Origin of the sequence: Pseudomonas sp. NC02, assembly GCF_002874965.1 — a bacterium.
Lineage (GTDB): Bacteria > Pseudomonadota > Gammaproteobacteria > Pseudomonadales > Pseudomonadaceae > Aquipseudomonas.
Genome location: NZ_CP025624.1, coordinates 2,989,464 through 3,007,110 on the forward strand (window position 1 = coordinate 2,989,464; position 17,647 = coordinate 3,007,110).

Here is a 17,647-nt window from a genome sequence, read left to right on the forward strand (position 1 = left end):
CGGAGCCTTCATGAACCACAAGACTTACCTGGCCCTGGCCGTTTCTTTCGGCGTTGTACAGCAGGCGGCTGCATCGGGTTTTATCGACGACAGTAAAGCGACCCTGGACCTGCGCAACTTCTATCTCAACCAGGACACGCGCAATGCCAAGGGGGCCTCGGACCGGGAATGGGGCCAGGCCTTCATGTTCAATTATCAGTCCGGTTTCACCGAGGGGGTGGTGGGCCTGGGGTTGGATCTGCAAGAGCTGTACGGCGTACGGCTGGATGCGTCAGGGCGTGCCGGCAAGGTGGGGGAGGACAACACACCCGGTAGCGTCTTCCCGCTGTCTGATGGCAAGGCTGCCAATGATTTCAGCAAGACCGGGGTCACCGGCAAAGTGCGCATCTCCCAGACCCAACTGAAAGTGGGCACGCTGATGCCCCGGGTGCCGGTACTGATGTATGAAGACGGCCGGTTGTTGCCCCAGACTTTTCGTGGCTACCAGGTGGACTCCAAGGACCTGAAAGACTTCAACCTCGTCGCCGGCAAAATCGAGCAGGTGCTTGACCGTAACTCCAGCAACGGCCAGGGCTTGTCCATCGCTGGCGCAAACGATCCGGTCAAGGGCACGTCCAGCAATCAGTTTTACTACGGTGGTGTGGATTACGCCGTAAGCAAGCAGATGCAGTTGCAGTATTACTACGCGAATCTTGAAAACTTTTACCAGCAACACTTCTTCGGCCTGGTGCACAACTGGCAGTTGCCGGTGGGCCAGTTCAAGAGTGACCTGCGCTACTTCCACAGTACCTCGGACGGTAAGAACTCCAGTGCGGCGGGGCGTGCCGAGGGCTACGTCAGCTCGGGTTACTACGGGCCGGGCGTCAACAATGGCAAGGTCGACAATAACCTGTGGAGTGCCTTGTTTACTTATTCGCTGCAAGGCCATTCGGTGAGCCTGGGGTATCAGAAAACCACGGGCGAAAGTGACTTCCCCCATATCAACCAGGGGCAGGGCCGCTCGGTGTATTTGATCACCAACTCCCAGTCGTTGAAGTTCGTCAACGCCGGGGAACAGGCCACGGTGGCCAGCTATGCCTATGATTTTGCGAACCTGGGCGTGGCGGGGCTGAAGACCAGCGTCACCTACATACATGGCAGCCACATCCGCACGGCAGGTCGTGACAATACCGAGTGGGAGCGGGACGTGCGGGTTGACTATGTGATTCCTGCCGGCACCTTCAAGGGGATTGGGTTCATGTGGCGTGGTGCGGTGCTGCGGGGTAATGACAGCGCTGACAAAGACGAAGCCCGGTTGATGGTCAGCTACAGCATTCCCTTGCTGTAGGCCGGCTCAACGCTGGGCGAAATACCTGGCCGGGCTGCAACCGAACACCGAGCGGAACACGGCGATAAAGCTGCTGGAGCTTTCGTAGCCAATCGCGGCGGCGGTGCTGCTGACGCTTTCCCCCGCCGCGAGGTTTTCCAGGGCCACCATCATCCGCAAGCGTTGGCGCCAGGCGCCGAAGCCCATGCGGGTCTGGGCAGCAAACAGCCGCTCCAGGGTGCGTGCACTGGCGCCTACCTCGAAGGCGATTTCCTTGAGCGGCCGAGTGTCGTTGGGGTTTTGCTTGATCAGGTTGGCGGCGCGCACCGCGCGTTTATCCGAGGGTTCAGGCAGGTAAAAGGCGTCTTGCTCAAGCAATGCCAGGTGGTCCAGCAGCACGGTGCCCAGGCGGCTTTCGCGGCTGTGCTCGGGGTACTCGCCTGGCAGTTGCGCGCAGGCCAGGATCAGCTCGCGCACCAGCGTCCCGACATTTAACACTGCGCAGCGGGCCCACGGTGGAATGCTGGCCGCGCCCTGACGCACATATACGGTACGCATCGACACCTGACGCGAATGCTTGAAGGTGTGGCTGACACCTGGCGGAATCCAGAGCGCCCGCTGCGGTGGCAGAACCCAGATGCCTTCGGCCGTCAGTACCGTCATCGAACCTTTGATGGCGTACATGATTTGCGCGTGTTCCGGGTGAACGTGAGGTTCACGCAAGCCGGGCAAATACTCCCGGACCAAACCTTGCACGGGGGCCGCGCCAAACTTAATCGATGGGTGTTCAAGCATGGCGCGATCCCGATATTTTCTAGATAAGGAGGGATTTTGTGCCAGATCAAAAGGGCTGTAAAGCCGCAGTTTGGCCTACCGAAAAACCGTCGGATTGGCTAGGGCGCTTGGGTTTGCGGTTGGGTACTGTCGATGCTTTTGGCGTGCGCCCTTCAAGGAAACCTCACCGATGTCCATCGGAAAAAACTTCGCCGGCGTCATCGCCTTCATGAAAGTCGCGGCCAGCGAAAGCTTCAGCGAGGCAGCACGCGACCTGGGCATTTCAGTGCCTTCGGTGAGTCGCAGCATTACCCGCCTGGAAACCCAACTGGCGATCAAGCTGCTGGAACGCACGACCCACAGCGTAGCGGTCACGCAGGAAGGGCGCCGGTTTTTTCAAGAGTGCCTGCCCAGTGTCGAGCATCTGTTGCGCACGACCGAAGCGCTGAAACACGCTACCCAGTCGCCGTCCGGCGTAGTGCGCGTAAGCTCTACCGTGGGTTTTGGGCGCAAGTGCATTGCGCCGCTGTTGCCTGGGTTCTGTAAGTCCCACCCGGACATCACCCTCGAATTTGATCTGAATGATCGCCATGTGGATTTCGCCGAAGGTCGCGTGGATGTCGCGATTCGCAACGGGCGGCTGGAGGACGCCGATGTGATCGCCAGGCAACTGGCGCCGATGAGTTTCGTCACCTGCGCCGCGCCTGAGTACCTGCACTCAGCCGGCTACCCGCAGACCCTGGAAGACCTTGCGGCGCACAAGACTATCGCCTTTCGCCTGGCGCAGTCGGGCAAGCCGCATGTGTGGGAGTTTGAAGTCGACGGGCAGTTCATACGGCTGCCGTTGCCTTACAGCCAGTTGTTCAATGACCCGGAGCTAGTGGCGCTCGCGGCCGTAGCCGGCGGTGGTGTGGCACAGCTGGCCGGCTATCAGGCGCAGCACTGGATCGCGCAACAGCGTTTGATCGTTTTGCTGCCGGGTTATGCGGCGCAGGCGCGGGGCAGGGGGCATTACATCTGCTATCGGCAGCGCGACAAGATACCGCTGCGAGTCAAGCTGTTCGTCGACTACATGGTGCAAGCCTTCCAGGCATGACCATTGGGTAAAAGGCTTTTGCCTGGGTGCCTAATTGTCGCGGGTGGCGATGGCTGGGCACTATCCGGGTGATATTTATCACCGGGAAATCAATATGTTAAGCAAAGCTATCAAACCCTGGCTGGAATGGCTGTGGCTGCTGCCGTTCGCCGCGGCGCTGTATTATCCGTGGGCGCTGGCGTGGAGTAACCAGGCGCATGTGGCAGGCGCCGGCACCCCGGTCGTCCTGGCGCTGATCCTGAGTGCCTATGCGGTGCCGCTGTTGGCGTTTGCCTGTGTGTATGTCACCGGTGTTCAACCGGTCATGAGCGCACGCCTGGTCCTGGCGCGACGCTTGTCGTGCCTGGCGGTGGCTGCGCCTCCTGCGTACACGCTTATGGGCGTCTTGCTGTACCTGATGAAAATCGAGGGCCACGACATCGCGGTATGGAGCGGGCTGTGGCTGGCGCTGGCGGGCTTTTTTGCGATGGTGTCGTCAACGGGCCCGAGCACCAGCCTGGTGACCTTGGACAAGACCTATATCAAGCTGCGTGTCGCCCACGGCATCGCCTCGGTGGCGATCCTGTTGGTGTTTCTCGCGCCGCACCTGTTCAACCACCTCCTGGGTGTACTGGGTACCGATGTGCATAAGTCGGTGATGGACATGCTGCGACGGGTGTATCGCAATGGCTGGCTGGAGCCGGTGATCATTGTCACGTTTTTCTTTCAGATTCTCAGCGGGCTGGTGTTGATTCGCCCGAAGACCGTCACGCGTGCCGACCTGCTGGACGCGTTACAGACCGCCTCCGGCACCTATCTCTCGCTGTTTATCGCGTCCCATATCAACTCGGTGTTTACCCTGGCGCGTTACTTCGGCACCGACACCGATTACGCCTGGGCCGTGGCCGAGCCCGTAGGGTTATTGGCGGATCCATGGAGCATTCGGCTGCTGCCGCATTACTCGCTGGCGGTGTTCCTGCTGATTGGGCATCTGGGTTGTGGTTTGCGAGGTGTATTGCGTAATCACAATGTCAGCGAGTCACGCAGTTCGCTGTTGACCTGGCTGGTGATCGGCATGGGCGCCATAGTCACGATCATCATTACCAGCGGCATGCTGGGGGTCAGGGTTTAGGCTGTTTACGGCACCGTAAAAAGTATTGGCTTGTGTAATTCAAAGCGCTCAACGTATTATCCAAGATCTCTCTTGGTTATATGATTGGTGGGCATTGCGCCACTACACCGGAATCTGTCCTTCCTGCAATGGGCTTGAGTACGGCGTGAGGCTTAGGCTGCGATGGACTGCGCAGCGCTCGTGAATCCTGAACCGTTGGTGTATCCGGGACACTGCGGCGCTGGAATTGCGGTTGCTGCGCAGCCCATCGCAGCCTCTTTCTTACAGGCGGCGGGGCTGGATGCTGTAGGCGCAGCGCCGGTCCCCGGAAATCAAATGCTCGCGCCGCTCCACCACATTCTCATCGCCCAGGGCTGCCTGGAAGATCTGCAGTTCCGAGCGGCAGAACCCCTGGCATTTACGGGCGGCGACGCAGATCGGGCAGTGGTTCTCCACCAGCAGCCAGCCATCGTCCAGCGGCTCCATCTGCGCCATGTACCCGGCGCGTTCGCGAATCTGTACCAGGATCTCGACTTTCTCCCGCAAGGTCGACGCGGCGGAGCAGGCCTGGGTGTATTCGTGCCTGGCCGTCGCTTCCATGCTGGCGATGACTTTTTCCACGCCTTCGCTGCCAAAAATTCCTTCAATGGACTCGATCAGGTGCAACGTCAGTACGCTGTGGGAATCGGGGAATTTGCTTTGGGCGGTTTCGGTCAATGTCCACTTCAACGAGGGCCGGCCGGCACCCGAGATGGGGGCCGATACTCCGACGATCAACTGCGCGACCTGCAACTTCTGGATTTGCTGGCGGGCGGCTTCGGAGGTGATTTCCAGCAGTGCAGCCAGGTCCGTGGTTTTCAGCGGGCCACGGGTCTTGAGCAGGAACAGGATGCGGTCCCCGGTGGATGCCTGGCTGTCGTCGGTGGGTGTGGCGTTCATAGATCGGGAATAACCATGGAAGTGACCGGCTCATTTGACCACAGCACGCATGTTGAGGCACCCCTTGATGCGCCTGAAGGTACGGTTCCAGTTGATTTGTATCGAAAGCATTCTGCTGGCCCATCACGCATTTTTCCCTCGCTACTATCGGCCGCCTGCCCAACCCACGAGGGAAAAGGAATGAGTGAGACCCCCGATAGCCTGAACACACCACCCGAGGGATACAGCGACTGGCTGTCCGATCTCAAGAATCGAATCCACTGCGCCCAGCAACGCGCCACCCTGGCGGTAAACCGCGAGCTGGTGTTGCTGTACTGGCAAATCGGCCAGGATATTCTGACCCGGCAAGCGCGGCAGGGCTGGGGGACCAAGGTGATTGAGCGGCTGGCGCAGGATTTGCGTTCAGCGTTTCCGGAAATGAAGGGTTTCTCGCCGCGTAACCTGAAGTACATGCGCGCATTTGCGGAGGCGTGGCCGGACTCCGAATTTGTGCAACAGGCTGCTGCACAATTGCCCTGGGGCCATAACCTGGTGTTGCTGGACAGGCTACCCGGGCCCGAAACCCGTCGCTGGTACATTGCCCAGGCCATCGAGCACAACTGGTCGCGCAACGTCCTGGTGATGCAAATTGAGGGTCGCCTGCTGGAGCGCAGCGGCAATGCGGTCAGCAACTTCGAGGGGCTGCTACCCAAGGCGCAATCCGACCTGGCTCGCGAATCGCTTAAGGATCCTTACCGTTTCGACTTCCTCGGCCTGACCCTTGACGCGCAGGAACGTGAAATCGAAAACGCCCTGGTCAAACATGTCACCGATTTTCTGCTGGAGCTGGGCGCCGGTTTTGCCTTCGTGGGACGGCAGGTGTTGCTGGACGTGGGAGGCGAGGAGTTTTTCGTCGACCTGCTGTTTTATCACCTCAAGCTGAGGTGCTACGTGGTCATCGAACTCAAGGCCGGCAAATTCAAACCCGACCATCTGGGGCAGCTGGGCTTTTACCTCGCGGCGGTAGATGCCCAGCTCAAGCACCCACAGGACAGCCCCACCATCGGCCTGCTGCTGTGCAAGAGCAAGAACGAAGTAGTGGCCGAATACGCCCTGCGTGACAGTTCGCGCCCCATTGGTGTTGCCGAGTATCAACTGGTGGAATCACTGCCTGCAGAGCTGCAAACCAGCTTGCCGAGCATCGAACAGATTGAGCGTGAGCTGGCAACTGATCGGCCCTCCATGGCAAGTGTTTCGTAGTACTGTGCCGGCAGGCTGGACATTGGCAATCGCGTCGGCACAATAAGCGCCTTGAAAGGAACTCACCTTAGGAAAGCCATGGCCCGCCGTATTCATTCTGCCTATCCAATGTTGTTGCTCACTGGCGTGCTGATGGGCGCGGGGATGCCTGCCAGTGGCGCGTCCTTCGATTGTAAAAAGGCCTCCACCACGGTGGAAAAGGCTATTTGCGCCAGCCCTGAATTAAGCGAACTCGACACTACGCTGGGCCTGTACTACAGCCAGGCAATGGCCAAACTGGCACCCGACCAGCGCGACGAATTGCGCCGTGGCCAGCGCACGTGGTTGCAGACTCGCAACGCGTGTGCCGGTACCCCGGAACAATTGCCCGGCTGCCTGCAATCCCAACTGAGCCAGAGAGTGGTCGAGGTGGGAACCATCACTCACAAAGACACCGCAGCCCTTGACGCAATCATTGCCAGTATTCCGTACCATCCAGCCCAGGCAGCAGAAGGGCTTCGGCGCTACCCGATGAACGATCTGGCCGCCGCCTGGTTGGTCTACCTGCAGCGTTTTGAACCTGATAGTGGCGTTACGGAGAATGAGGCAGAGGAGAATCGCAAGCAGGTTCTCATAGCACTCAAGGAGGACAGTTTTCCCTGGTCGATCTGGCAGGACCTGCAGAATGATCCTGCTGTCAGCCGTGACCGGGTGATGTTGACCTTGCTGCGCATGATGATCGAGCGCCAACAGTATGAGATGTACGCCGACCAACGCCCGTATGTGCACTGTTTCGTTTTCAGCCGGCAGGGTGAGGTCGCGTATGAGTCGTTCGGGTCATTGTACGGCTCCACCCGCGACAGCTTTGCGCCGATTTGTGCCCCACAGGGTGATCTGTTTGCACAGCCGGCCTGGAAGCGGCTGGACGATTCATTTACCGCGCCTTTGTCCACTGCATCGCAGAACGAAGGCACCATCCGCTTTGCCAGCTACGCCGACTGGAACACGCTTTCCCTCAAGGCCACCGCTTCGCCTCGGCTGTTTCTCCAGCCAGGCACCGCAGCGCAGGCCCAGGACCCGGAATCAGCCCTGCGCAACTGGGGCGCGGATAAACAGTGGCCTGCCAGGCAACGCCAGCAAGCGCTGGCCGCCATTGAGCCCGCACGGCAAGCGACGAGTGACTGGCTGCAACGCGAGCGCGGCTTCTCTGCTGCTGATGCCAGGCAAGCAGCCCGGGAAATCGTTCGGCAGTGGATGAACCTGCGCCTGGACTTTATCGGCGGCCCCAGCGAGAACTAATCGGTCAACTGCCCGATTCTGGCACGGCCTTTTTGCCGGTCTTGGTACCGGGATGCTGGGTCGAGGTGCCTTTATGGCGCGTGCTCTTCACGGTTTTAGACGGTGCAGGTGCTTTCGTTTCAGCGTCCTTGTTGCCACTGCTGTCAGCCCCGGACGGGCTGCTGGGATAGGTGCCGGGCGGCAGTGCCGAGCCAGGAGCGCTGTTGCCGCTCAGGGCGGGCGCCTCGGGGGCAGTGTTGTCGCCGAAGGCTGCGTAGGCGGGGGCATACAGAACGAGCGCCAGGCTGACGACAAGTACGATCCTTTGGGAAATGCTGGTCTTCATGACTCAATCCCTCTTGGCGATGGGGACCGAAGCCCGGAGCACATCCAGGCTTCGGCGACGCCTCAATCAAGACTTCTTGGAGCCTGGGGCGTGGCTATGAGCCCCGCCTTTTTTGCCCGCTTCAGAAGCCTTCTCGCGGTCATTGGCGAAGTTGCCGCCTGAACCCTGGCCACCGCTTTTACGGTTTGTGTCTTTCTGGTCTTTGTGACCAGCACCTGGGGTAGTTTTTCCACTATTAGCCATTTTGAAAACCCTCAATGATGAGCGAATCAATGGTGTTGCCTAATTGGGAATCCTCCAGCCAATTCAAAGTTTGAAATAGTTTCCAGGCATGCGACGAATGGACATCAAGCCGCCATTGGCTTCGCGCCGGGTGCTTTCTTGTGCGCGGCTTTCATCGCTTCCATCTCCGCGCCCAGCTCTTCCAGCAAGGCCTTGCCCAACAGCTTCCTGGCCTGTGGGAACATCTCGCTTTCCTCTTCCTCGATATGGTGCTCCAACAGTTCCTTGACGACTTTCACCCGGCCGGAAAACTCGGTGGTGGAGGGCGAAGTCTGCTTCAGGTCCGGAAGGACGAGGGAGTCGACAGTGCGATGTTCTTCCTTGGCCTCGTGGTACATGATTTCCTGATCCTTGCCGCCGGCCTTGCGAAAAGCCGGGTAGAGGATTTCTTCCTCAAGGCGGGTGTGAAGGCTGATTTCCATTTCCAGCTTGGCCAGGAGCTCAGTGCGCTTCTTTACGCCGCGCTCGGTCGATTCACTGAGTTGATTCAGGATGGCTTTGACGCGTTCGTGGTCGGCCTTGAGAAGATCAATGGCATTCATGGGTGACACCTCACGGGTAGCGAAAGGGCGGGTCGAATTGCCCGCCTGTGCAGACCTCTACAGCATGAGTTGTACCAAGTTGAACAAAATAATTATCTGCTTATAAAACAATAGGTTATGTGTGATAAAAAGCGGCTCTGGTCGTGCAGGTTGCACGGTCGAGTGGTGGCTTGCATGCATTAAACAATGCTTAGCCGCCGCTGACTTTCCAGTGCTTGATGTCGTCGGCAAACACGATCTGCTCGACCTCATGGGCAATCCCGTAGGCCAGTGACTCGTGGGCGGCGATGACTTTTTCCTCGGCCGAGAGGCACTTGAAAATATCCAGGTGGGTTTCGGCGCTGGCGGTTTCCAGTTCGTAGATTTTCACGTAGCGCGCCAGGTCGTTGTCCAGGCTCGACAGGTATTCCCGCAGGCGCTGGTGGTCTACCGAGTTCTGGTTGAAGTACCAGTTCATCGGATGAATCAGGAAGCGCGAGTGTGGCGTGGTGATCCGGCGGTTTGCCGCCAGGAACATGATGATGCCCATGGACTCGATATTGCCCGCATTGATCGCACACAGCGGCACCGGCAGGGACTTGAGGAAGGTGTAGAGGGTAAAACCGAAATTGGTGCTGCCGCCGGTGGTCGACAGGTTCAACAGCAACGAACTGGCGCCTTGCTCGATCGCGTCCAGGCAGCAATCACGAAAGCGCTCGGTGGTGCCCTGATCGATCTGGCAGTGAAAGTGGATGATGTGCTCGGTCATCCCGGGCCTCCGAGGGGTAAAAGGTAGTGTCCATTTGAGTCTAGAAGGTTACGGCCCGTGTGCCGCAACCGTTGGGCGAGAGCCATCCGTTGCAATTTTAATGAACCCTCGGGCGCGTTGCTTGACCTAACGCATACGACCTCAGGAGGATGAATCATGCAAATCGAATATGTCTGGATTGGCTTGGCGGTGATTCTGGTGCTGCTGGAACTGTGGGCGATCAACAGCGTTCTGCGCAGTGGCAGTGGCTGGGAGACCAAGGGGTTATGGCTGGTGGTACTGATCTTCATGCCGCTGTTGGGGCTGATCCTCTGGGCGCTGTTTGGACCCAAGGGTGTGAACCGGGCGACACATGCCACTGAGCATGGCAAAGGCTAAGACAGAATCGAAAAAAAACAGGCGCCCGAGGGCGCCTGTTTGCATTGGCGGGCGTCAAGCCGCCAGTGTCTTGGCAATGGCCTCATTGAACGCCGGCAAGTCGTCGGGCGTGCGCGAGGTAATCAGAGTCCAGCCATTGGCCGGGCATTCCTTCACCTGCGTATCCACCCAGTTTGCTGCGCCGGCATTGACCAGGTCAGTGCGCACGCTTTTGTAGGAGGTGAGGGTCTTGCCGCCGATCACGCCGGCATCAATCAGGGCCCAAGGGCCATGGCAGATGGCGGCTACGGTTTTCCCGGCCTTGACGAAGTCGTTGATCAGCCGCAGTGCATCGGCGTCCTGGCGCAGGGTGTCGGCATTGACGGTGCCCCCGGGGATGACCAGTGCATCGAAGTCACTGCCGTGCAGGTCCGAGAGCTTGGCGTCGGACTCTACCGTCCTGTCTTTCTCGGTGTCCTTGAGAAAGGTCTGGGTGCTGCCACCTTTGCTGGAACCGTGGGTCACCGTGGCGCCGAAACCACGCAGGGCTTCCAGCGGCTTGAGCAACTCGTCGCGCTCGATACCGGTGTTGGAGGTGATGATCAGAATCTTCTTGCCGTGCAGTTGCGAACTCATGGTCGAGTGTCTCCTGAGTGGGTCAATGATTAATTGGCGTGCTGGGACTGCAACTCCTTGGCCATCTTCAGATGGGTTTCGAGAGTCGGCAGGATCTTCTCGGCAAAAGCCTTCAGTTCGGCGTTATCCGAGGAGGCGGCTTCTTTTTTGAACAGGGCCACGGTGTCTTCGTGGGCCTTTACCTGGTTGTCGGCGTAAGCCTTGTCAAAGGACTCTTCACGGATTTCCAGGATCATTTTCTTGGCCTTGTCGGTGAGGCTGGCATCGTCGGGCACCTTGATGTCGAGCTTCGTCGCCAGGGCCGTCAGCTCCTGGTTGGCCTTGGTGTGGTCGGTGATCATGTGCTGGGCAAACGCCTTGATATCAGCGGCACCGCTCTTTTCCAGCGCCAGTTTGCCGGCTTCTACTTCGGTGATGCCGCCCTGGGCCGCGGCCTCAACGAAGTCATTGGAAGTGGCGGCCATGGCCACACCCATCGAGCCCGCGGCCAGCGCGAAGGTCAGTCCCATTTGTTTCATCAGCAAGTGCTTCATGATGCTTCTCCTGAAGAGTGGCGCGATGCCGTTACCTGACTGTTGAGCGGGGGGCAGCGCAAAAGGTTTAAATTAATTTGCCCCATTTTTCGGCGCGTACACCCGAGGCAATTTCCTTGAACTATCGAAAAGCCTTGGGCTCTGCTGCATAACGGCTCCGCGCTGGAGCCTGGCCTTTGAACCGCAGGAGAATCCCCATGGGCACTGAAAAAACCGCCGACAAAACCCCTGATGCGATCAGCTCTGAACAGGCGCAGAAAGGTCGCCAGGCTGCCGACCAGGACAGCTCTTTACAGCGTCCCAATCCCAAGACAGAAACCATCGATAAGGTGATCACGCCGACGTCCATCAAGGACACACAACGGCAAACCGAGCAGATCAACGAGCAAGCCGCCAAGGCCGAGCGCAAGCTGGGTCGGTGAAGAACGGAGGCATTCATGGGGCGATCCATCAGCGCCGGGGAACTGGGTATTGAGCTCAAGCCCGGTGATGACAACGCACTGTTCAAGTGGTTTGTCGCCAGCTTCCTGATGGGCAAGCGCATTCAGGCGCAGATCGCGGCGCAGGCCTATCAGGTGATTGTGGTGAAGCATGGCCGGGACACCCCGCGCAAACTGCAACACTGCACCTCTCGCGAACTGGTGGCCATGCTCGGTGAGGCGCATTACGTGCGTTACGACGAAAGCACCGCGCAACGCCTGCTCGACCTCAGCAGCAAGTTGAATGCGGAGTACGCGGGCAAGATCAGCCATATCCACGATGCCAGTGCCGACCGTGGGGAGTTTGAAAAACGCTTGAATGCGTTCGAGGGCGTCGGGCCGAAGACGGTGGAGATTTTCATGAGGGATGCGGCGTCGGTGTTGTTCTGATGCCGATTTTTCTCGGTTGTGCCGGTTGGAGCCTGCCTCGTGAGCAATGGCCAAGATTTCCCCGGCAGGGCACTCATCTGCAACGTTATGCCGCGTGCTTGAATGCGGTTGAAATCAACAGTTCCTTCTACCGCCCCCATCGCCCGCAGACCTACGAACGATGGGCGCAGTCAGTGCCGTCGGGCTTTGGTTTTTCGGTCAAGCTGCCACGGTACATCACCCATGAATTACGTCTGCGTGACTGCGATACGGCATTGGATGAGTTCCTTGCACAGTGCCTGCAATTGGGCGACCGCCTGGGCTGTCTGCTGGTGCAATTGCCGCCTTCTTTAAGCTACGACCCGATCATTGCCGGCGGCTTTTTCACAGCCTTGCGTCAACGCTTCCCTGGGCCTGTGGTGCTGGAGCCGCGACACGCCAGTTGGGCGCAGGCCGGCGGGCTTTTGCAGGATTACCAGATAGGACGGGTCGCCGCCGACCCGCCGGTGATCGCTTATGGGGATGTACCGAAAGGTTGGCAAGGCGTGCGTTATTGGCGCCTGCATGGTTCGCCGCGTATCTATCACAGCGCTTACGAAACCGAGCGTTTGTGCGCGCTGACCGAGGTATTGAGAGCCTCCCTGGAGGAGGGCATTCCGACCTGGTGTATTTTCGATAATACGGCCAGCGGTCATGCGCTGGTCGATGCGCTTGCCCTCCAAGCGATGCTCGCCCCTCAGGCATCCACTTGCATCACCTCCAGCCCCAGGCATTCATAAGCCTCGACGCTGCCCGGCGGCACGTGCCACTCGGTAATCAGGGTATGAATGCGGCTGCACGGTGCCACCACAAATGGCTCCACGGCGCCCAGCTTATCGGCCAGGGTGACTGCCACCACGTGGGAGGCGCTGTCGAGCATAGCCTGTTTCACCGCCACTTCCTCGAAGTGCAACGAGCTGATACCGACCTGTGGATGCAGTGCGCACACACCCGTGAACAGCAGGTCGGCCTTGATGCCCTGGATCAGCCGCAATGCTTCATGCCCGCTGGCGGCCATGGTCACCGGGTTGAGTTGGCCACCGGCAAGGATCACCGTCACATTGGGATGTTCGGACAACGCGATGGCAATCATCGGTGAGTGCGTGACGGCGGTCAGCTTGATGGAATGCGGTAGTGACTGGGCGATTTGCAGCGTGGTGGTACCGGAGTCGAACAGCACGATCTGGCCGTCCTCCACGCGATCGGCGGCGAGTTGCGCCAGGTGGCGTTTGGTCGCGGTGGTTTCGCCAAACCGGGTGAAGAAATCCTTGCCGGTGTCCTTGGGCCGTGGCAGCGCACCTCCATGCACGCGTTGCAGCAGACCGGCGGAGGCGAGTTCGCCAAGGTCGCGGCGAATGGTGTCCTGGGAAACGGCGAAATGCTCCACCAACTCCGAGGCAGTGACTTTACCGTCGCGCTCCAGCAGCAACAGGATTTTCTGTTTGCGCAGGGAGGGCAGGTCGATGGCAGCATGGCTGTTATGCATGTTTTTGCTCGTTGATGCGTGTTTATGCGAGATTAATCAGCATTAGGCGCAAACGCAATGGGTTGGGGTGTCGGTGATGCCCTGCCGAGTGAGCTGAGCACCATGGAAAAACCACACCCGGTCCGGTACCAAATCCGATGGTTTCGATTCGCGAGGTGATGCAGGAGATTTTGCTGCCGCCAAGCTTTCCAACAGGGCATTACTGAGCAAAAAAATCGTAAAAAAGTAAAAAGAGTTGTCCACGAAAACCGTGGGTATCTCTGTGGATAACTTCGCTTGAGCCCGGCGGGTATGGCGATTTAACCTGCGGTTAATATTTGATCAGTCACTGTTTATGGCCAGTATGGGCAGGCTTTGCGCCTTGACAGGCACCGGCGAAACCGGTGCCGAAATGCAGATTTACGAGTCGTTTGGGCGCCCGGTGGAGGGCCCGGCAACCTGAGTGGCGCGCTTCGATTGCATCAGGCTGTCCAACGCCTGGCGATAACTGCTGCCGGCCAGTCGCATGCTGTCGTTATGAGTGGCACCGGGTACCAGCAACAGGTGTTTCGGCTGTTGGGCGGCGTCAAACAGTTGCTGGCTGAAGCGCGGTGGCACGAAGGCATCGGCGAGCCCGTGAACCACCAGCAGCGGCATGTGGATATCAGCGATCTTGTCAATGGAATCGAACTTCTGCGACAGCAGCCAGCGCACCGGCAATGACGTATTGGCTACTGCCGTGGCCACATCTGCCAGGGAGGTAAAGGTGGACTCGATGACCAGTCCGCGCACTGGCGGCGGCACCTGATTGTTCGCTGCCTGCTTGCCCAGTTCCACCGCGAGGTCGATGGCCACCGCGCCACCCAGGGAGTGCCCGTAGATGAGGCGCTTGGCGGGGTCGGGTTGCAGCACCTGGAAGCGTTCCCAGGCAATGCGCGCGTCTTCGTACACGCTGGTTTCCGACGGCAGGTCGCCTCGACTCTGGCCGAAGCCGCGGTAGTCGATGGCCAGTACGGAAAAGCCCAGGGCCCGCAGCTGTTCGATGCGAAACAGTTGGCCAGTGAGGTTCCAGCGCACGCCGTGCAGGTAGAGAATTGCCGGCGCGTCCTTCTGTGCCGCTGGCCACCACCAGCCATGAATATTCTGTCCTGCCTTGAAACTCGCGGGTTTCAGGTCGAATTCCTGCACATCACGCGGCAACCCGCTGTACCAGCTGGCAGTGCCCGGCTCCACGCGAAACAGCAACTCGCGTTCCTTGTGTTGCAGCACGGCGCAACCCACGGGCAGGCCGATGATCAGGGCGGCCATGCACAGCAGGGGAAACCAGCGCAGGCCGAGACGGGACAGAAAACGTGAAGACATGAAGGTTCCAGGACACAGGCGAAGCACGGGTTTTAACAGATGCCCTGGCCGCGCAGGAAATATTCAGACGGTCGTCACCGGACATTGCTTGCAAAGTATTACATCGCCTCATCCAGCACAGAAAAGAAGTGACCGGCCAAGGGGGAAGAATTGCTGGTGTTCCAGTTGAGGTAGAGCCCGATGCTGGAGGACGCGGCGGTGAGGGGCACAAACGCCACTTTGCCACGGGGCATCGAACGGGCAATGGACTGCGGCACCAGCGCCACACCAAACCCGCACGCCACCAGGCCAATCAGGGTGGGTAATTGATCGGCTTCCTGGACCACCCTTGGAGAGAAGCCCGCGGCCTCGCATAAAGCGATCAACTGGTGGTGATAGCCACTGCCCAATGCCTGGGGCGTGAACACAAAATCGGCGCCGGCAAAGTCCTTCAGCTCGATAGCGACGTCATCCGCATTCGGATGGTCTGCGGGCAGCGCCAGCAGGATCGGTTCATCCAGCAGCAGCCGGGATTCGATGTTATCTGCCTGGCCTGGCAGGTAGCGCAAAAAAGCGATATCGGTATCACCACTCAACAAGGCCTTGGCCTGGTTGGCGGAGGGCATTTCCTTGATCACCAACTGAACCCTGGGGAACGCCAGGCGAAACTGCCTGAGGGTATCCAGCAACCACGGATAGCCGGTGATCGACACCGAGGTGATGGTGAGCGTGCCGGCGGTTCCCTGGGACACCTGCCGGGCTTGCTCAATGCCTTGCTGCAATTGCCCGAGGACGGTGTAGGCCGTCTGAAGAAACGCCGCCCCGGCTGGCAGCAGCTTCACGCCACGACGGTCACGCTGCAGCAGGGCAAACCCCAACTTTGCCTCCAGGCGATTGATCGCCTGGCTCAACGCTGGCTGCGCCATATGCAGGCGCTCTGCGGCCTGGTGAAAGTGCAGCGCTTCGGCAACGGCAACGAACTGGCGCAACAGGCGGGTTTCGATCATCTGGGCTGTTCCTTCAGGTAGATGGCGGTGTGGGACTTGATACGGCGCAGGTATCAATATCGCTGTTTTTCAGTATTAAACAGGACGACCACGGGTTGTTAGGGTGGAGTGCCTATCAGGAGAACGCGACGATGGACTTTACAGGTAAAACCGCAATCGTGACCGGTGCCGCCCGTGGCTTGGGGTTCAGCTATGCGCGCGAGTTGGCGCGACTCGGCGCGCAGGTGGTAATCAGTGATATCGGTGCCGACACCCTCGGCGATGGGGCTGATCCCCAGGTGGTACAGGCGGCCGCGCTGGCGCTGCAGGGTGAAGGCCTGCGGGTGGTTGGCCACGCGGGTGACCTGTCCGGCGAAGCGGGGTGTCGAGCGCTGATCGAGTGCGCCATCACGCATTTCGGGCAGCTCGATATCCTGATCCACAATGCTGGCTGGGTCGGCTATCAGCCCATCGAGGCCGCCGACGAGGCTTTCATCCGGCGGGCCATGGGCGTCAATGTCTATGCACCGATCTGGCTGTGCAAACACGCGTGGCAGCACCTCACGCGATCTGCCTCACCCCGCATTGTGCTGACCACCTCCGACCGTGCGATGTACACGCGCTACGTCCAGCCCGGCCTGGCGGCCTACAGCGCGGGTAAGATGGCGCAACTGGGGATCATGAATGCCTTGAGCGGGGAAGGGGCGGAGGCCGGGATCCTGGTCAATGCCATCTCGCCCGTGGCCAAGACCCGCATGTGGGGCGTGACCGGCGAGCCGCACAACCTCAAGCCGGAATGGGTCACGCCTGGGGTAATCTTCCTGGCTTCGGCAGCGTGCCAGGACAGCGGCTATATCCTGCGTGCCAGCAACGGCCAGTTCACCGCCACGCGGTTCGCGGAAAATCCGGGGGTCGAGTATCCGGTTGACCTGGCGCGGGTCAACGCCTCGGACGCTGCGCAAGTCGCCGCGTCATGGCAAGCCATCAAGGACTGTTGACGGTCACGCCAGGTAAAGCGTCAGGCCCTGAGCTTCATAGGGTTGCAGCAGGGCACGCGGCGTACTGGCCAATGCGACGATCGCGCTGACGTGTGCCAGCTCCACCACCTGGTAGGGCGACGCGGTGTTGAGCTTTTCCGAGGTGGCCAGCACGATGGTTTCTGCGGCCGCGTGACACAACGCGCGCTTGACCACTGCCTCTTCATAATCGCCGGTAGACAGGCCGGCATTCGGGTGCACGCTGCACACCCCCATGAAATACAGGTCGGCATTGACCCGGCCGATGGCCTCCAGCGTGGCCGCCCCCACCCCCACCAGTGAGTGGCGAAACAGCCGCCCGCCGAGCATGATCACTTCAATCTGCGGATGATCCACCAGGGCCATGGCAATCGACGGACTGTGGGTGACCACGGTGGCATTCAGGTCCGCCGGCAAGTGATGGGCCAGTTGCAGGCACGTGGTACCGCCATCGATAAACACCACCTGGCCGGGCTGCACAAGTTGTGCAGCCGTCCGGCCAATGGCGATTTTTTCCTCGGGTACCAAGTGTTCCCGTACCGAAAAATCAGCCATCGCGGGGGATGCCGGCAAGGCGCCGCCGTGCACCCGCAGCAGCAAACCTTCCTTGGCCATTTCCCGCAGGTCACGCCGAATCGTGTCCTCGGAAACCTCCAGTGCCTGGCTCAACTCCTTGGCAATCAGCCGGCCGTCGCGGCGCAGCGTATCCAGCAGGTGTTGTTTACGTTGTTGGGTCAGCATCGGAAGCTTCCTGCACGTTTTTTCTTGACTGTGCACGATTTTGCACGACATGCTGAATAACACAAG

21 protein-coding genes and 1 pseudogene are annotated in these 17,647 nt (G+C 59.6%); 10 read left to right on the forward strand and 12 right to left on the reverse strand.

Features of this window, described 5'->3' with window-relative positions; translation table 11 throughout:
* Window positions 1-10: 10 nt before the first annotated feature.
* On the forward strand, window positions 11-1,327 hold the full coding sequence (locus C0058_RS14180) for an OprD family outer membrane porin (RefSeq protein ID WP_003207383.1): 1,317 nt from the start codon (window positions 11-13) through the stop codon (window positions 1,325-1,327).
* Between the two features lie 6 nt (window positions 1,328-1,333).
* On the opposite strand, the gene C0058_RS14185 is transcribed toward C0058_RS14180, so the two are convergent.
* Window positions 1,334-2,062 (reverse strand): helix-turn-helix transcriptional regulator, encoded by a 729-nt coding sequence (locus tag C0058_RS14185; RefSeq protein WP_158213527.1) that lies wholly within the window; start codon window positions 2,060-2,062, stop codon window positions 1,334-1,336.
* Window positions 2,063-2,270: 208 nt separating this feature from the next.
* On the opposite strand from C0058_RS14185, the gene C0058_RS14190 reads away from it, so the two are divergent.
* Window positions 2,271-3,176, forward strand: a complete 906-nt coding sequence (locus C0058_RS14190) for a LysR family transcriptional regulator (RefSeq protein WP_003207388.1) — start codon at window positions 2,271-2,273, stop codon at window positions 3,174-3,176.
* A gap of 94 nt (window positions 3,177-3,270) precedes the next feature.
* A complete protein-coding gene (locus C0058_RS14195) occupies window positions 3,271-4,287 on the forward strand; it encodes a hypothetical protein (protein ID WP_102368857.1) in 1,017 nt (338 codons plus the stop codon).
* Window positions 4,288-4,548: 261 nt separating this feature from the next.
* Here the strand turns inward: C0058_RS14195 and C0058_RS14200 are convergent, their stop codons facing one another.
* Window positions 4,549-5,205 carry a metalloregulator ArsR/SmtB family transcription factor gene (locus tag C0058_RS14200; protein ID WP_003207391.1) on the reverse strand — a complete coding sequence of 219 codons (657 nt, stop codon included), beginning with the start codon at window positions 5,203-5,205 and terminating at the stop codon, window positions 4,549-4,551.
* A gap of 180 nt (window positions 5,206-5,385) precedes the next feature.
* Here C0058_RS14200 and C0058_RS14205 point away from each other — a divergent pair, with 180 nt between their 5' ends.
* Window positions 5,386-6,444, forward strand: coding sequence for a YhcG family protein (locus tag C0058_RS14205; protein WP_102368858.1), 1,059 nt, complete (start codon window positions 5,386-5,388; stop codon window positions 6,442-6,444).
* A 78-nt stretch (window positions 6,445-6,522) separates the two neighbouring features.
* Window positions 6,523-7,722 carry a lysozyme inhibitor LprI family protein gene (locus C0058_RS14210; protein ID WP_102368859.1) on the forward strand — a complete coding sequence of 400 codons (1,200 nt, stop codon included), beginning with the start codon at window positions 6,523-6,525 and terminating at the stop codon, window positions 7,720-7,722.
* Between the two features lie 4 nt (window positions 7,723-7,726).
* Here the strand turns inward: C0058_RS14210 and C0058_RS14215 are convergent, their stop codons facing one another.
* The 4 genes and pseudogenes from C0058_RS14215 to C0058_RS14230 all read right to left on the reverse strand — a co-directional run bounded on the left by C0058_RS14215 (window position 7,727) and on the right by C0058_RS14230 (window position 9,619).
* Window positions 7,727-8,047: a hypothetical protein gene (locus C0058_RS14215; RefSeq protein WP_087692413.1), complete on the reverse strand. Its 321-nt coding sequence runs from the start codon at window positions 8,045-8,047 to the stop codon at window positions 7,727-7,729.
* Window positions 8,048-8,113: 66 nt separating this feature from the next.
* Window positions 8,114-8,227 (reverse strand): annotated as a pseudogene (locus C0058_RS33045) (general stress protein); the annotation flags it as partial.
* A gap of 167 nt (window positions 8,228-8,394) precedes the next feature.
* Entirely contained in the window at window positions 8,395-8,871 is a 477-nt protein-coding gene (locus tag C0058_RS14225; RefSeq protein ID WP_008435010.1) for a hemerythrin domain-containing protein, read from the reverse strand.
* A 190-nt stretch (window positions 8,872-9,061) separates the two neighbouring features.
* Window positions 9,062-9,619: an ATP-dependent Clp protease proteolytic subunit gene (locus C0058_RS14230; RefSeq protein ID WP_102368860.1), complete on the reverse strand. Its 558-nt coding sequence runs from the start codon at window positions 9,617-9,619 to the stop codon at window positions 9,062-9,064.
* A 156-nt stretch (window positions 9,620-9,775) separates the two neighbouring features.
* Between C0058_RS14230 and C0058_RS14235 the strand changes: the two genes are divergently transcribed.
* A complete protein-coding gene (locus tag C0058_RS14235) occupies window positions 9,776-9,997 on the forward strand; it encodes a PLD nuclease N-terminal domain-containing protein (protein ID WP_003207401.1) in 222 nt (73 codons plus the stop codon).
* A gap of 54 nt (window positions 9,998-10,051) precedes the next feature.
* Here C0058_RS14235 and C0058_RS14240 read toward each other — a convergent pair whose 3' ends face one another.
* Both C0058_RS14240 and C0058_RS14245 read right to left on the reverse strand, forming a co-directional pair.
* On the reverse strand, window positions 10,052-10,612 hold the full coding sequence (locus C0058_RS14240) for a type 1 glutamine amidotransferase domain-containing protein (protein WP_003207402.1): 561 nt from the start codon (window positions 10,610-10,612) through the stop codon (window positions 10,052-10,054).
* A gap of 29 nt (window positions 10,613-10,641) precedes the next feature.
* Window positions 10,642-11,145, reverse strand: a complete 504-nt coding sequence (locus C0058_RS14245; protein WP_102368861.1) for a DUF4142 domain-containing protein — start codon at window positions 11,143-11,145, stop codon at window positions 10,642-10,644.
* A gap of 197 nt (window positions 11,146-11,342) precedes the next feature.
* On the opposite strand from C0058_RS14245, the gene C0058_RS14250 reads away from it, so the two are divergent.
* Genes C0058_RS14250 through C0058_RS14260 form a run of 3 tightly spaced genes read left to right on the forward strand, consistent with a single transcriptional unit; the run spans window position 11,343 to window position 12,772 of the window.
* Window positions 11,343-11,567, forward strand: coding sequence for a hypothetical protein (locus C0058_RS14250; RefSeq protein WP_102368862.1), 225 nt, complete (start codon window positions 11,343-11,345; stop codon window positions 11,565-11,567).
* A gap of 15 nt (window positions 11,568-11,582) precedes the next feature.
* Window positions 11,583-12,014, forward strand: a complete 432-nt coding sequence (locus C0058_RS14255; protein WP_008435015.1) for a hypothetical protein — start codon at window positions 11,583-11,585, stop codon at window positions 12,012-12,014.
* Window positions 12,014-12,772, forward strand: coding sequence for a DUF72 domain-containing protein (locus tag C0058_RS14260; RefSeq protein WP_102368863.1), 759 nt, complete (start codon window positions 12,014-12,016; stop codon window positions 12,770-12,772). The genes C0058_RS14255 and C0058_RS14260 overlap by 1 nt, the downstream gene beginning before the upstream one ends.
* Here the strand turns inward: C0058_RS14260 and C0058_RS14265 are convergent.
* From C0058_RS14265 to C0058_RS14275, 3 genes are all read right to left on the reverse strand, one after another.
* Entirely contained in the window at window positions 12,730-13,518 is a 789-nt protein-coding gene (locus tag C0058_RS14265) for a DeoR/GlpR family DNA-binding transcription regulator (protein WP_102368864.1), read from the reverse strand. The genes C0058_RS14260 and C0058_RS14265 overlap by 43 nt on opposite strands.
* A gap of 399 nt (window positions 13,519-13,917) precedes the next feature.
* Window positions 13,918-14,859 (reverse strand): alpha/beta hydrolase, encoded by a 942-nt coding sequence (locus C0058_RS14270; protein WP_003207412.1) that lies wholly within the window; start codon window positions 14,857-14,859, stop codon window positions 13,918-13,920.
* Between the two features lie 98 nt (window positions 14,860-14,957).
* The gene (locus tag C0058_RS14275; RefSeq protein ID WP_102368865.1) at window positions 14,958-15,845 is read right to left on the reverse strand and encodes a LysR family transcriptional regulator; all 888 of its coding nucleotides are present in this window, start codon (window positions 15,843-15,845) and stop codon (window positions 14,958-14,960) included.
* 131 nt (window positions 15,846-15,976) lie between these two features.
* On the opposite strand from C0058_RS14275, the gene C0058_RS14280 reads away from it, so the two are divergent.
* Window positions 15,977-16,822: an SDR family NAD(P)-dependent oxidoreductase gene (locus C0058_RS14280; RefSeq protein ID WP_102368866.1), complete on the forward strand. Its 846-nt coding sequence runs from the start codon at window positions 15,977-15,979 to the stop codon at window positions 16,820-16,822.
* A 3-nt stretch (window positions 16,823-16,825) separates the two neighbouring features.
* Here the strand turns inward: C0058_RS14280 and C0058_RS14285 are convergent, their stop codons facing one another.
* Complete coding sequence (locus C0058_RS14285) at window positions 16,826-17,581, reverse strand: DeoR/GlpR family DNA-binding transcription regulator (RefSeq protein WP_003207418.1); 756 nt, start codon at window positions 17,579-17,581, stop codon at window positions 16,826-16,828.
* Between the last annotated feature and the right edge of the window lie 66 nt (window positions 17,582-17,647).